This window comes from Apilactobacillus waqarii (assembly GCF_019061205.1).
GTDB lineage: Bacteria > Bacillota > Bacilli > Lactobacillales > Lactobacillaceae > Apilactobacillus > Apilactobacillus waqarii.
Genome location: NZ_JAHQYH010000003.1, coordinates 118,715 through 131,926 on the forward strand (window position 1 = coordinate 118,715; position 13,212 = coordinate 131,926).

Annotated in this window: 17 protein-coding genes; 13 read left to right on the top strand and 4 right to left on the bottom strand. The window is 38.8% G+C overall.

Features of this window, described 5'->3' with window-relative positions; all coding sequences use genetic code 11:
• Positions 1-108 precede the first annotated feature (108 nt).
• From KTJ72_RS03045 to KTJ72_RS03060, 4 genes are all read left to right on the top strand, one after another.
• On the top strand, positions 109-1,014 hold the full coding sequence (locus KTJ72_RS03045) for a DMT family transporter (RefSeq protein ID WP_057198232.1): 906 nt from the start codon (positions 109-111) through the stop codon (positions 1,012-1,014).
• Between the two features lie 175 nt (positions 1,015-1,189).
• Positions 1,190-2,206, top strand: a complete 1,017-nt coding sequence (gene adhP, locus KTJ72_RS03050) for an alcohol dehydrogenase AdhP (RefSeq protein WP_217304129.1) — start codon at positions 1,190-1,192, stop codon at positions 2,204-2,206.
• A 76-nt stretch (positions 2,207-2,282) separates the two neighbouring features.
• Positions 2,283-3,671: a flavocytochrome c gene (locus KTJ72_RS03055; RefSeq protein ID WP_217304130.1), complete on the top strand. Its 1,389-nt coding sequence runs from the start codon at positions 2,283-2,285 to the stop codon at positions 3,669-3,671.
• A gap of 32 nt (positions 3,672-3,703) precedes the next feature.
• Entirely contained in the window at positions 3,704-4,060 is a 357-nt protein-coding gene (locus KTJ72_RS03060) for a hypothetical protein (RefSeq protein WP_041152937.1), read from the top strand.
• Positions 4,061-4,089: 29 nt separating this feature from the next.
• On the opposite strand, the gene KTJ72_RS03065 is transcribed toward KTJ72_RS03060, so the two are convergent.
• Complete coding sequence (locus tag KTJ72_RS03065; RefSeq protein ID WP_217304131.1) at positions 4,090-4,722, bottom strand: carbonic anhydrase family protein; 633 nt, start codon at positions 4,720-4,722, stop codon at positions 4,090-4,092.
• A gap of 97 nt (positions 4,723-4,819) precedes the next feature.
• Here KTJ72_RS03065 and KTJ72_RS03070 point away from each other — a divergent pair, with 97 nt between their 5' ends.
• From KTJ72_RS03070 to KTJ72_RS03090, 5 genes are all read left to right on the top strand, one after another.
• Entirely contained in the window at positions 4,820-5,710 is an 891-nt protein-coding gene (locus KTJ72_RS03070) for an RluA family pseudouridine synthase (protein WP_217304132.1), read from the top strand.
• A complete protein-coding gene (locus KTJ72_RS03075; protein WP_094751235.1) occupies positions 5,703-6,464 on the top strand; it encodes a DUF1003 domain-containing protein in 762 nt (253 codons plus the stop codon). Before KTJ72_RS03070 ends, KTJ72_RS03075 begins: the two co-directional genes overlap by 8 nt.
• On the top strand, positions 6,464-6,862 hold the full coding sequence (locus KTJ72_RS03080) for a hypothetical protein (RefSeq protein ID WP_034535177.1): 399 nt from the start codon (positions 6,464-6,466) through the stop codon (positions 6,860-6,862). Before KTJ72_RS03075 ends, KTJ72_RS03080 begins: the two co-directional genes overlap by 1 nt.
• Positions 6,863-7,038: 176 nt before the next feature.
• Positions 7,039-7,581 (top strand): GNAT family N-acetyltransferase, encoded by a 543-nt coding sequence (locus tag KTJ72_RS03085; protein WP_041152933.1) that lies wholly within the window; start codon positions 7,039-7,041, stop codon positions 7,579-7,581.
• A gap of 74 nt (positions 7,582-7,655) precedes the next feature.
• Positions 7,656-8,570 carry a cation diffusion facilitator family transporter gene (locus tag KTJ72_RS03090; RefSeq protein WP_041152932.1) on the top strand — a complete coding sequence of 305 codons (915 nt, stop codon included), beginning with the start codon at positions 7,656-7,658 and terminating at the stop codon, positions 8,568-8,570.
• Positions 8,571-8,641: 71 nt separating this feature from the next.
• Here the strand turns inward: KTJ72_RS03090 and KTJ72_RS03095 are convergent, their stop codons facing one another.
• The gene (locus tag KTJ72_RS03095; RefSeq protein WP_057198220.1) at positions 8,642-8,986 is read right to left on the bottom strand and encodes a hypothetical protein; all 345 of its coding nucleotides are present in this window, start codon (positions 8,984-8,986) and stop codon (positions 8,642-8,644) included.
• A gap of 157 nt (positions 8,987-9,143) precedes the next feature.
• Between KTJ72_RS03095 and KTJ72_RS03100 the strand changes: the two genes are divergently transcribed.
• From KTJ72_RS03100 to KTJ72_RS03110, 3 genes are all read left to right on the top strand, one after another.
• Complete coding sequence (locus KTJ72_RS03100; RefSeq protein WP_034531476.1) at positions 9,144-9,800, top strand: metal-dependent transcriptional regulator; 657 nt, start codon at positions 9,144-9,146, stop codon at positions 9,798-9,800.
• An 85-nt stretch (positions 9,801-9,885) separates the two neighbouring features.
• A complete protein-coding gene (locus KTJ72_RS03105; RefSeq protein ID WP_171823659.1) occupies positions 9,886-10,650 on the top strand; it encodes a threonine/serine exporter family protein in 765 nt (254 codons plus the stop codon).
• A gap of 30 nt (positions 10,651-10,680) precedes the next feature.
• Positions 10,681-11,118 carry a threonine/serine exporter family protein gene (locus tag KTJ72_RS03110; protein ID WP_248595974.1) on the top strand — a complete coding sequence of 146 codons (438 nt, stop codon included), beginning with the start codon at positions 10,681-10,683 and terminating at the stop codon, positions 11,116-11,118.
• A gap of 24 nt (positions 11,119-11,142) precedes the next feature.
• Here KTJ72_RS03110 and KTJ72_RS03115 read toward each other — a convergent pair whose 3' ends face one another.
• Together KTJ72_RS03115 and KTJ72_RS03120 are read right to left on the bottom strand one after the other, a co-directional pair.
• Positions 11,143-11,511, bottom strand: a complete 369-nt coding sequence (locus tag KTJ72_RS03115; RefSeq protein WP_034531479.1) for a DUF1634 domain-containing protein — start codon at positions 11,509-11,511, stop codon at positions 11,143-11,145.
• An 11-nt stretch (positions 11,512-11,522) separates the two neighbouring features.
• On the bottom strand, positions 11,523-12,356 hold the full coding sequence (locus KTJ72_RS03120; protein ID WP_041152928.1) for a sulfite exporter TauE/SafE family protein: 834 nt from the start codon (positions 12,354-12,356) through the stop codon (positions 11,523-11,525).
• Between the two features lie 155 nt (positions 12,357-12,511).
• Here KTJ72_RS03120 and KTJ72_RS03125 point away from each other — a divergent pair, with 155 nt between their 5' ends.
• A complete protein-coding gene (locus KTJ72_RS03125; RefSeq protein ID WP_034531481.1) occupies positions 12,512-13,180 on the top strand; it encodes a phosphatase PAP2 family protein in 669 nt (222 codons plus the stop codon).
• Positions 13,181-13,212 lie beyond the last annotated feature (32 nt).

Consider the following 13,212-nt stretch of genomic DNA (forward strand, 5'->3'; position numbering starts at 1 on the left):
AAAACTAGTTTACTTTAATTTGAAAAAAGTAACAATATGTAAATTAAAATTGCATTAGATAATGATTAGATGTATTGTAATTGTTAATATTTTAAAGGGGGTTATTTGATGGCTGATAAAAGAAGATGGATAGGGCTCGTATTGGTAATTGTAGGTAGTATATCCTGGGGTGCTTCCGGAACGGTTGCTGACTACATGTTCTTAACGCAACACGTACCTGTTCTTTGGGTCGTTGGTATTAGAATGTTTTTAGCAGGAATCCTACTATTATTGACTTTTAAGGTTACTGTTGGTGGATCCATTTTTACGATTTGGCATGATAAAAGTCAGGCAAGCTTATTAATTTGTTTTGCCATCTTTGGAATGCTGATGTCGCAATTCAGCTACTTATCAGCTGTTAGGTTTGGTAACGCAGCGACTGCAACTGTTTTACAATTTACTACTCCTGTCTTTATTATCATCTATTATTCGATTTCTAGGCGCAAATTACCTGTTAGATTGGATGTTATTTCAATTATTTTAGCCGTAGTTGGTACATATTTACTGGCGACAAAGGGAGATTTTGGATCATTAACCATCTCAAAGTTGGGACTATTCTTCGGTATCTGTGCTGGAATCGCGGGTGCAAACTGTACGCTTATTCCAATCAAACTCTTAAACAAGTACGATCCAAGATTAGTCTGTGGATGGGCAATGTTACTTGGTAGCTTACCCATTCAACCAATCGTCGTAATTGACACACCGCACGTAAACATAAACGAAACATTAATATTTGAATTGATTTTCATTACAATCGTAGGAACCATGATTGCATACTTATTTTATGTCGCTAGTCTAAATTATTTAGAACCTGCGGTAACCGGAACATTAAGTTCGTTTGAACCGCTAACTGCTGCGATTTTATCTGTATCTTTTTTACATCTAAAGCTAACCCTTGTTGAAGTAATAGGTGGGTTATTAATTTTGATGATGGCATTTGTTCAAGCGTTACCACAGAAAAATAAATTAGAATAGAAACTTTATAAAATGATAGAACCCTTATGAATAGTGATATCTTTCACAATGTTAGAGTTAAATGATAAAAATGTTATTAAAAATTTATTATATTTAGCTTTATTATCGGATGAAAAGGTGTTACATTATATGTGAAAACAGTATCAAATTGTATTTATTAAAGGAGATTTTATCAATGAAAGCTGCAGTAGTAAGAGACAACTCAGATGGATATGTAGATGTTAAAGATGTTGAACTTCGCCCAATTGAAAATGGTGAAGCTCTAGTTCAAGTTGAATACTGTGGTTTATGCCACACCGACTTACACGTTGCCAACGGAGACTTTGGTGACCAAGCTGGCCGTATTATCGGTCACGAAGGTGTAGGTAAAGTTATTCAAGTTGCCGATGATGTAGATAATCTAAAAATTGGTGATCGTGTATCAATCGCTTGGTTCTTCAAGGGATGCGGTCACTGTGAATACTGCCTAAGTGGTAGAGAAACATTATGTCGTGAAGTTAAGAATGCTGGTTTCACTGTTGACGGTGCTATGGCTGAACAAGTGATTGTTGATGCTAAGTACGCTGTTAAAGTTCCAGAAGGTTTGGACCCAATCGAAGCTACTTCATTAACTTGTGCCGGTGTTACTATGTACAAGGCACTAAAAGTTGGTCACACTAAGCCAGGTCAATGGGTTGAAATGGTAGGTGCCGGTGGTTTAGGTAACCTAGGTGTTCAATTCGCCAACAACGTATTCGGTGCTAACGTTATCGCCGTTGCTCGTGGTAACAACCTAGAAAAGGCCGAAGAATTAGGTGCTAAGAAGGGTATCGACTACCGTTCAGAAAACCTATCAGAAAAGGTTAAGGAAGCAACTAACGGTGGTGCACACGTTTCAGTTATCACTGCTGTTAACCCAATCGCCTTTGATCAAGCTATCAATGCTTTACGTCCAGACGGTCACTTAGTTGCCGTTGCGCTACCAAAAGGTAACATGGACCTAAACATTGCCCAAACTGTATTGAACGGAATCCACGTTGAAGGTTCACTAGTTGGTACTAGAGAAGACCTACGTGAAACTTTCCAATTCGGTGCTGAAGGTAAGGTTAAGCCAATCGTTCACACTAGAAAGCTATCAGAAATCAACGATGTTATCGATGAAATGAAGAACGGTAAGATTGTTGGTAGAATGGTCATCGATTTTACTAAATAATTTTTAACTAATTAAAGCATTGTCTTTTGGACAATGCTTTTTTTGTACTAAAATAATGACATTAGGAGGTTTGGTTATGGCTAAATATATTTTTCATCCAAATGACATCAATGAACTAAAGAAACAATACGATGTAGCAATCGTTGGTTCCGGTGCCACAGGATTAATTAGTGCAATTCAAGCTGCAGAACTGGGTCTAAAACCAGTAGTATTAGAAAAGATGGGCAAGTTAGGTGGTAACTCTACTAGAGCTTCTTCTGGAATGAATGCTGCTGAAACTTCCGTTCAATTACAACACCACGTGGTAGATAGTTTCCAAGATTTCTATGACGACACGTATATCGGTGGTGGCAAACAAAATAACGTTGATTTACTGAAATACTTTACCGAACACGCTGCGTTAACCGTTGATTGGTTAGCCCAACATGATATCAATCTAGATGACTTAACAATCACTGGTGCGATGAATACCAAGCGTACACATCGCCCAAGTTCACAATCCCCAATCGGAGCTTACTTGGTCACTAGTTTCCTACAAATCATCGAAAAGATGGGCATCGAAGTCTACAACAATGTCGATGTTACAAAAATCGATAATAATGGTGCAGACATCTCAGGTGTCGAAGTTAAGGATGCCGATGGCAATGAACATTCAATCAATGCTGGTGCGGTCATTTTAGCTACCGGTGGTTTTGGTGCCAACAAGCAACTAATCGGTCAATACCGAGATGACTTGACTCACTACCGTACCACTAATCAAGAAGGAGCAACCGGGGATGGCTTGAAACTAGCCACCGATGTTGGGGCTGCCTTGGTCGATATGGACAAGATTCAAGTTCATCCAACAGTTCAACAAGATAACGATCACGCATTCTTAATCGGTGAAGCCATTCGTGGAGAAGGTGCCATCCTGGTAAACACCAATGGTGAACGTTTCGTTAACGAATTGGATACTAGACAAAAGGTGACCGACGCAATCAACCAACAAGACACCAAACATGCTTATTTAATCTTAGATGAAGAAGTCGTTAACCACGCTCAAGCAGTGAAGTTCTACGACTCCATGGGAATGGTTATTCATGGCAATACCATCGAAGAATTAGCTGATAAGATTGGTGCCGACGAAAAGACATTGGCAGATACAATTGCTAAGTGGAATCAAGCCGTTGAAAGTGGCAAGGATGACCTAGGTCGTACCACTGGAATGAGTCGTCAATTAACTCATCCAGATTACATGGCCATTCACATTGCCCCAGCCGTTCACTACACCATGGGTGGAATTAAGATTAACCACTTCACCCAAGTTCTAGACGACAACGATGACGTGATTAACGGTTTGTTTGCTGCGGGAGAAACATCCGGTGGTTTGCACGGTAACAACCGTATCGGTGGTAACTCAATTGCCGAAACCGTCGTCTTTGGTCGCCAAGCTGGCCAACAAGTTTTCAAGTATTTAAACAAATAAGATAGATAAAAATAAATAAAGGAGGTTTACATATGCACAGTGGAGAAATTGCAGAATGGGTTGCAGCGATTGCCGAAGCATCTTCAGTCGTGGTCGCATTATTTCTTCCATACTACAACCAGCACGTTGAAAATAAGCGTAAGTTACGCAACGTTAAGATGTTGATTCATCGTATGGGTAAACGTGCCATGAATGGTGATGAGGATGCGATGGAACATCTTCAAGCCATTTTAACTACTGCTTATCTAAAAAACATGAATTCAAAGACAGAAGACGTCATTAATGATGGCCAACAAATATTAGATATCATGAATATTAGTGAGGGAAAACCAAACGCAGAACAAAAGGGTCAAATCAAAAAGTTACTACGCGAAATTGATGAAATCTAAAAAAAGAAGCCGTATTTACGGCTTCTTTTTTATTTGTTGTAATATTGAACGTTTCTTTCGTTTAGTGGTTGGCAATCACGATTATTTTTACCGAATTGAGCGATGAACCAATCGACTTGCTTTGGACTCACCGTTAGTTTGGAATTATCGATGACTAACCATTCGATGCCTTCAGTTAAAGGTGGGGTGGTTAGTGATCCTTGGTAGTGAAAACCAGTTGAGAGACTGGAAATCCAGTTGGTTAGTTTTAATGACACACTGTGGCGATTACCTTCTTCAAAGTTATTGATAATGTCTTGTAACTCAGAATTGGCATTACCTAAAGTAGGAAATACTGCTACCACGACGGTTTGACCGATTTCATTTTCATGAACGAGATGGATTTCAATCGGATTAACCTTACCGTCGACGACATGCTCAGCAGGAGCGTGGAAGTGCACCTGTTTGAACTTAAAGTCACGATTAAAGATGGTAGCATGGCCCATTCCTGTCAAACGAATGGTAGTGTGGTCATCAATTTCTGTATTTAATTGGTAGAACTCATTGGCATGAATTGGCAGATAATCAGCGAAATGTTGACTGTCATGAGTTGATAGAATAATTGGTGATTGGCAATGACCAAAGTCGTTCTCCCAATTATTTTGTTCATTATAATCTAACATATGATATGTATCTTCTTTCCATTAATAATATGAGTTTGCTTTTCTAGTATGTTAATATAACATACATGGTAATTAATACAACTCGGAGGAAATTATTGTGCAATTCACATGGCAAAATCAAGATGAACAAAATGCTGGTATCAAGAAGTTCTTAGGTGCCCATGGCGTGTCGCATCGGATGTATAATGATGTTAAATCAACTGGGACAATTCTAGTGAATGGTAACGTAGTTGGTTTGGATTATAAACTTGCCGTGGGCGACGAAGTGACGGTAATCTTTCCACCGGAAACAAGTGATGATGAGGTTGCATTCAGCGATGAAGAAATCGATGTCATCTATGAAGATGATAATTGGCTGGTGGTGAATAAACCAGCTGGGCTAACCAGTGTGCCGGGACCATCTAATCGTGTTGATACGTTGGTCAACCGCATTAAGGGCTATTTGAAAAAACAGGGTAGCACCGATTTAAGACCACACCTAATCACGCGATTGGATCGTTTTACATCTGGCATTGTCTTGGTCGCCAAGAACCGTTTAGCCAATAGTTTAGCTAACCAACAGGTAGCCCAACACAAGATTGATAAGATGTACTACGCTGTCGTTGACGGTACCGGCCTAGATGACCATGGGATGATTGATCAACCAATTGGGCGTGTCGGTGACAACTTCAGAAGAGAGGTCATCGAAGACGGTCAAAATGCCAAGACCGAATACTGGAAAATCACTGAGTTTGATGATTCCACATTAGTGCGTTTGAAACTCCACACTGGACGAACTCATCAAATTAGAGTTCATATGACATCACTAGGGCATCCACTATTGGGGGATGAATTATATCAGGGAGCACTTGATAGAGGCATTGACCGCCAAGCGCTTCACGCTTACTACTTACAGTTTATTGATGAATTAGCAAATCAAGTTCGCACTTTTGAAATTGAATTACCAGCGGATATGAAATCTGTGGTAAAGGAGGATCATAATGACTGAAAAAGCCAAATTAGTACATTGTATTGTCGATGATGCACAACTATATTCTGATGAAGGTTTCTACCTAGGAGACTTGGCCCAACCGATTTCCAATGCGGTCAAATCCGATTATCCAGGAGCTAAGGTCACCAGTTTTATCTGCGCTCACCATCTATTGAAGTATCGAATGTCTAGGGTGGACTCATTAATCAATGCCGACTTAAAACAAAGTCAAAAGATTAACCGTAAGTTGACCAAGGCACTACAAAACGATAACTATGAAATCAGAGACGTCAACGAGGCTTTGCAACAAAGCCTAACCTTTGGACAAAAAATATCGGATGCGGTTGCTAGATTTGGGGGTAGTTGGACCTTTATCTTCATCTTTATCGTCATCTTGATTATTTGGATGATCATCAATGGTTTGGCACTATTCGGTGTTCATTTTGATCCATATCCATACATTCTATTGAACCTATTCTTGAGTTGTTTCTCAGCAATTCAAGCCCCAATCATCATGATGAGTCAAAACCGTGCCGCTGAACGTGACCGTTTGCACTCAGAAAATGATTTTCATGTTAACTTAAAATCAGAACATGAACTAAGAATTATCCACGCTAAGCTAGACCACTTAACCCAAAATCAATTACCTCATGATTTGGAAGTTGAAAAATTACAACTACAAATCCTAGGTGAAGTTAGAAGCGAGCTAGCTAAGTTGCGTGACGAAAACACTAAATTAAAAGAAAAACTAAAACAACAGGAGAATCAATAATGGAAGATAACATTCAATTAGGTGCAGACGTTTTCAACAAGATGATGTTTGTGCTAGAAACGCCAGTAACACAAGACAACCACAAGTACTACAAATTCATGGATCAAGAAATGCAAGAAATTGCTGACAACATCTGGGCAATGCCTGCATACATGAAGGAAGACGATGATTTTTCAATGTTCTTCATCATCACTGAAATCGAAAGTGGTGAAACAGTCGTTGCGTTCTCAGAAGGTAGCTTACAAGATGGTAACTTCTCATTAGGAGAACCAATGGTTTCTGGAAAGGGACTTAATATTTTAAACGAACATGATGAAAAAAGAGCAGCCTCAGTTCTTCATTTCTTAAACCAAATTTCCAAAGCGGCTGAAGGAAATTGGAGAATGATTGAGGACTAAAATTCTCGATTTTTAACATGTTCTCAAGGTGCGTCATGATGGGCTTTATGAGAGTTTTCATAAAAGTCCATTTTTTTGTAAAAAAGTCTTTGCTTTTTGGAAAAATGGTGGTAATATTTTCTAGTCGCTAAAATGCTAAATATTTAAATCAAACACAAAAAGGGGGGGCTTAGATCATGTTAATGAGAAGAGCACAAATCGAAGATTTTAACGCAATTGAACAAATTATTTTCGAAGGGAAGGAATTGCTTGCCAAACAGGGTGTGAACCAATGGCAAACAGGATACCCAAATGCAGAATCATTAATGAACGACATCGTAAACGGATGGACTGTTGTACTTGAAGAAGATGGTGAAATCTTAGGCACAGCTGCCGTGATTGACGGACTAGACACTAGTTACGAAAATCTTGATGGTCAATGGTTGACTGACGGCCCTTACCTATCTATTCACCGCGTTGCAGTTTCCAACAGACACCACGGTAGAGGATTGGCTCAAAAGTTATTTGAAGGCATCTTCAATGCAGTGGAAAAAATGGACAACGTTCAAAGCGTTCGTATTGACACAAACCCACTTAACTTGGGCATGCAACATGTCATCAAGAAAGCTGGCTTTGTAGAAACCGGCAGAGTGGTTCCAATCTCTGCAACAGACTCATCAAACGTCGTAATGAACTACGCATACGAAAGAGTAATTAAACAACCAATGTTAATTGCCTAAGCTGATTTTTTTAAATCAGCTTTTTTTGTATTCTGACAAAAGGTATAATGAAATTGAATGGAGGAGGTGGCATCATGCACGAACATGAACATAACGATGTTAACGCAATGTCGCAACGTCGTTTTTTTACGGTGACAATCTTAAACTCATTAATTACTTTAATTGAGTTTTTAGGGGGAATCTTTTCAGGAAGTTTGTCACTATTATCAGATGCTTTTCACAATTTTGCTGATTCAGCATCAGTAGTTGGTAGTTATTATGCGCACCGAATTAGTCAAAGACCCCAAAATCAATTGAATACCTTTGGGTACAAGCGAGCTCAGATTATCTCAGCGTTTCTAAATTCACTATTTCTAGTGATTATCTCCGTTGTCCTAATCGTTGAAGGGGTGCAAAAACTATTCAAACCAGAACAGATTAACGGAAACTTAATGCTAATTGTTGCTGTGGTTTCGACAGTTGCTAATTTGGTATCCACACTACTATTAAGTCGTGGTTCAAAGCATAATCTAAACATTCGAGCTACATATTTACATTTATTGAGTGATACTTTAGCTTCACTTGGTGTTATCCTAGGTGGGATTTTAATTAAGTTATTCGATTGGGTGCTAGTCGATCCAATCATCACCATCATCGTCGCACTATACATTTCAGCTGAAGCATATCCAATCATTAAAAAGACCGTTAAGATTTTGATGCAGGGATCACCAACGGTTGATTGCTATGCAATTCAAAAGGACATGATGAACATTGAAGGAATTACCGGAGTTCACCACGTTCACATCTGGTCGGTAGATGAAAACAGTATCGTATTCTCAGCGCACATTAACATGCAAGACATGCTAATTTCCGAGGCTGAAAAGATTTATGATCCAGTTGCCAAACTATTACATGATAAGTACGGCATCGAACACGTCACACTTCAAGCCGAAGTAGAACGCGGGAAGAAAGAGGATTTATATCTCGATTCCAGAAACGATATTGATTAATAGATAAAATAAAAAAAGACGCTTTTCAAAACGAAAAGAGTCTTTTTTGTTTTGAAAAACGGCCTTTTAAATTATACCCCGTGTGGAGCAGCTACAAATTGTCTGTCATACCACTCGTTCCAAGTGATTTCGCTATTACCATTGGCGAAGTATTTCATATCTAATTCGCCCAATAACTTGGCATAGCTATGACTACAATAAATGATGGTGTCCTTGGCAGCATGTTCTAATGATTCGAACTTGTTGCGGTAGACCTCCTGATTGATTTGCCATAACATCGATTGGTCAGGAACCTGACTTAAAATCTCCATGTTCTGGCTTCTGTAACAACGAACGTAAAATTCGCTGAATGACTTGATACTAGTAACTTTGGCTTGTTCGCTAAGCTCATCGAAACTGAATAACTTTTCTCCCATAAAAACGCCTCACTTTCGTATCGTAGATATTAATATTTAATATCTCGCCTTAATTATATAATTTTCCCCGAAAAATAGAAATAAAAATGGTAAAATAGTATATAAAGTTGTAAGATACTCTTTAGTAGATTTGAATTTAGGAGACATGGATATAAAAATGACCCCAAAAAAAGAGGACTATTTAAAAATTATTTTTGAGCTAGGTGGAACCAAAGAAAAGGTATCCAACAAGAGGATTGCCATTAGTTTGGACATTGCACCAGGATCAGTTACTGAAATGGTTAATAAGCTATTAGATGAAGGATTAGTTGAACACGAACCATACTCTGGAGTGTCCTTAACTGACGACGGAATCAAGTTAGCTGAAGTCCTAGTTAGAAAACACCGTATTTGGGAAAGTTTTTTAGTAAACGAACTAGGATATCCACTTCCAGATGTTGATAAAGAAGCTGAAGTGTTAGAACATTCTACCAGTGGTAGATTGCTAGAAGCAATGTACAAAAAATTGGGGAACCCATCTCACTGTCCACATGGAGGAGTTATTCCGAACATGTCAGGACACTATAAAGAAGATAGCCATCGCCTATTAAATGATGCTGATGACGGCGAAACAGTCGTTGTTGACCGTTTCATCGATAATCACGACCTACTAACATATTTAGGCGACATTCAATTAGATATTGGCGACAAGCTTAAGGTAATTAAGCATTCACCATTTGAAGGACCGGTAACAGTCCAAAATCTAACTGATAATCAAGAAAGTGACATTAGCTACAAGGCTTCTCACTACGTATTTATAAGAAATGCTGATTAATTAAAAGACTGAATTGAAATATTCAGCCTTTTTTATTATCATCATAATCAATGTTATAATTAGAAAAATATTAGATGACACGGAGGTGAGATGGTTGAACGAAAGACAAAGAAGTAAGTTAGTCGTTGAGACCTGTCTACTTGCTGGAAAGATTATGATTGAAAATGGATCTGAAATGGTCAGAGTTACCGATACCATTGATCGAATTTCAAGAAATGCCGGGGCCACCGAGGCCAGGGCGTACGTTACTTTGACTGGAATTATCATGTCAGCAACGCCTGACATGGGTTCACAGGTCACAGCAATTGATAAAAGAACGTTTGATTTGGAGAAGGTATCAACGGTTAATGATTACTCTCGTCAGTTCGCTGATAAGAAAATCTCACTGGGTGAATTCTATCGCCGTTTAAAACGAATGGATAAGGACGTTAAACCATTCCCATTCTGGCTTCAAATGATTGGTGCATTCATGGTTAGTGCCACTCTGGAAGTGGTATTTAGAAGTAACTACACTGATTTCTGGGCAGCCGGATTTGTTGGGATGATGGGTTGGTGCATTTATTGTTTGACCGATCACTACACGGATATTCGTTTCTTAAATGAATTCATAGCGGCTATTTGTATCGGCTTTATGTCGATTCTGATTATTCGAGCCGGCATCGCAAAGAGTGCCGATGATTTAATCATTGGGGGATTAATGCCACTAGTTCCCGGGGTACCGATTACCAACGCGGTAAGAGATACCTTGTCTGGTAATTTGGTTTCTGGGCCATCAAGAGGAATTGAAGCGATTATGAGTGCCTGTGCACTAGGTTTTGGTGTGGCAATGGCAATTAAGATTTTGGGGTGATTTATATTGGTAACCGTAATTATTTATAGTGTGTGCGTTTATTTTGCCACCATCGGATTTGGTTTATTAATTAATCTACCCAGAAAAGCATTGAACATGGCCGGAATCGTTAGTTTGATTGGCTGGTTAGTCTTTCACATCGTCAGCGTTCACATGGGCGGATACTTAACCGCAGATATTTTAGGAACCTTCACTGTTGGGATATTGAGTATCTTCGCATCGCGTTACAAGAAGATGCCGGTCATTATCTTTAATATTCCAGCGTTGGTGCCACTAGTTCCAGGAGGACAGGCTTATCAAGTTATGAAGTGTTTAGCAATTGGTAACTATGCGCTAGCCAAGTCCAATTTGATCCAAGTTATCTTTATTGCTGGTGGAATCGCATCTGGTTTTTTATTCGCGGAATTTTTAAACCAACTATACTTAAGATTGAAAACATATTTGAGAACAAAAAAAGCAACGAGATAATCTCGTTGCTTTTTATTTTGCGTTTTATCCAAAGAAAAAACTGATGATTAAAACGATTAGAACAAAAGTGGTAATCCAAACGTATAGCATATCTTTTTCCTTGTAGAAGGAATAGATTGATACGATTACTCGTAATACGGGAGTAAGGATTAGACAAAAGATTCCAAGCATCATAATCGCGTATGGTTTTAATGTCGCAATTCCACTAAAGATGGCTTTAAAAGTAGTAGGGAAGGCGTCGTGAGCATATCCAGACTTACCGGTGATTAGAAGTAGTAATAATCCAATAATCATGATGGTAGCTGAGATGACAACACCGACACGTAAAATCTTTCCGATTACTAATTCGATACGATTCATTTCTTCTTTAGTTGCTGGTTGTTGTGTATTCATGATCTAACCTCCTAGAATCCTTTGTATAACATGCTACATGCGATGTAGAACATGATAGGGACGAAGATAATACGAATCCATCTAGCAGGAAGTACTTGCATGATGCGAGAACCAACTGTCGCACCAACTAGAATTCCTAGTGCTAATGGCACGGCAACTTGTGGCAAGATTGAACCGTTGAAGAAATACACTGTTGCAGAAGCAGCCGCGGTAACTCCCATCATTAGGTTACTAGTTGCACTTGATGGTTTTAAAGGCATCTTCATGAAGGTATCCATTGCGATTACCTTGAAGGCACCTGAACCAATTCCAAGTAGCCCGGAAGCCAGACCTGCACCAAACATTACGGATAGACCACCGGGGATGTTTTCCACCTTGTAGTCGATTTGTTTCTTTTCAGCCTTATCGTAGTAACTTGAGTTAAGACGAAGTTTTTCAGCTAATTTATCATCTTTGGTGCTTAGATTGGACTTGTTTTTGTTCAATAATTTCTTGACCATGTTAAATGCGGAGAATAGTAGTAATAGTCCAAATAGTATGTAAAGGTATTTAGGCTCTAGAATTCCTGTAAGTAAGGCCCCAGATAGTGCACCAATAGTAGTGGCAATTTCTAAAAACATTGCAACACGTAAGTTTAATACTTCATCTTTTAGATAAGCGATAGTTGATCCAGAACTAGTGGCGATAACCACAACGATACTGGCCCCGATAGCGTATTTAATATCTAAATGGAAGAAGAGTGTTAGGACAGGGGTGACGATAATTCCACCACCCAATCCTAGGACAGCGCCACCGATACCCGCTAGGACACCGATGACAATCATAAGAATGACTGTTTCAATCATTTGTAGCTCCTCCTAAAATTATAAATTACTTAATATTATAACAATTATTAGTTTCATTGCACCTATTCCAAGTTCTAAAATTAGAAAATACCCTTAAGAATAGCATTAGCTGTGGTATAATGGCATTAAAAAGTGATTAGGAGGATCGATGCATTATGATCATCGATAAGGATTACACCCGCGGTATCAGACTTTTCGTTGGGTTAGTTTTATCATTATTTATTACTGCATCGGTAATGATTGACTCAGGCTATCTAAGATTTCTTGACTCAATCTTTATCGGTCAAATCCAAAAAACTACTGGCGGATTCAAGGACACAATCATGCACATGGCTACCACATTAGCTAGTCCAAAGATGGATATCATTTGGATTTTCGTTTTGGCATTCTTCATGTGGGGATTCAAGTTTAAGCTTCAAGCCCTATGGGGAATCTTTACATTAGCAGGTGCTGACGTAATTGGATTCATTGTTAAAAACATTGTTAGACGTGACCGTCCAGTATTCCACAGCGCATCTGATACCGGATTTAGTTTCCCAAGTGGACACGTATTAGGTATCTTCATCGTCATTGCGGTTGTATGGATTGTCATTCTTCCACATATCCAAAGTAACTTAATCAGAAGACTACTATATGTACTAACGTTCCTATTTGTCCTATTGGTAATGGTATCTAGAATTTATCTAAATGCTCACTTCCCAACAGACACTGTTGGTGCCGTAGTTATCGGTTACACTTGGGTACAAGTATCTGAAATGTTATATGTAAGATATGCGCCAAGATTAAAACAACACTGGCGTCCAGTTTTACACTCATACCTTTAATAAAAAAGAACTGATGAAATTCATCAGTTCTT

What these genes read in the sequence shown, in the direction of transcription:
- KTJ72_RS03120 (WP_041152928.1), bottom strand. Translation starts at nt 12,356, where the DNA reads ATGATTGAAACAGTCATTCTTATGATTGTCATCGGTGTCCTAGCGGGT.
- KTJ72_RS03100 (WP_034531476.1), top strand. Translation starts at nt 9,144, where the DNA reads ATGACCCCAAAAAAAGAGGACTATTTAAAAATTATTTTTGAGCTAGGT.
- KTJ72_RS03065 (WP_217304131.1), bottom strand. Translation starts at nt 4,722, where the DNA reads ATGTTAGATTATAATGAACAAAATAATTGGGAGAACGACTTTGGTCAT.
- KTJ72_RS03095 (WP_057198220.1), bottom strand. Translation starts at nt 8,986, where the DNA reads ATGGGAGAAAAGTTATTCAGTTTCGATGAGCTTAGCGAACAAGCCAAA.
- KTJ72_RS03055 (WP_217304130.1), top strand. Translation starts at nt 2,283, where the DNA reads ATGGCTAAATATATTTTTCATCCAAATGACATCAATGAACTAAAGAAA.
- KTJ72_RS03115 (WP_034531479.1), bottom strand. Translation starts at nt 11,511, where the DNA reads ATGAATACACAACAACCAGCAACTAAAGAAGAAATGAATCGTATCGAA.
- KTJ72_RS03080 (WP_034535177.1), top strand. Translation starts at nt 6,464, where the DNA reads ATGGAAGATAACATTCAATTAGGTGCAGACGTTTTCAACAAGATGATG.
- KTJ72_RS03085 (WP_041152933.1), top strand. Translation starts at nt 7,039, where the DNA reads ATGTTAATGAGAAGAGCACAAATCGAAGATTTTAACGCAATTGAACAA.
- KTJ72_RS03075 (WP_094751235.1), top strand. Translation starts at nt 5,703, where the DNA reads ATGACTGAAAAAGCCAAATTAGTACATTGTATTGTCGATGATGCACAA.
- KTJ72_RS03060 (WP_041152937.1), top strand. Translation starts at nt 3,704, where the DNA reads ATGCACAGTGGAGAAATTGCAGAATGGGTTGCAGCGATTGCCGAAGCA.
- KTJ72_RS03125 (WP_034531481.1), top strand. Translation starts at nt 12,512, where the DNA reads ATGATCATCGATAAGGATTACACCCGCGGTATCAGACTTTTCGTTGGG.
- adhP (WP_217304129.1), top strand. Translation starts at nt 1,190, where the DNA reads ATGAAAGCTGCAGTAGTAAGAGACAACTCAGATGGATATGTAGATGTT.
- KTJ72_RS03090 (WP_041152932.1), top strand. Translation starts at nt 7,656, where the DNA reads ATGCACGAACATGAACATAACGATGTTAACGCAATGTCGCAACGTCGT.
- KTJ72_RS03045 (WP_057198232.1), top strand. Translation starts at nt 109, where the DNA reads ATGGCTGATAAAAGAAGATGGATAGGGCTCGTATTGGTAATTGTAGGT.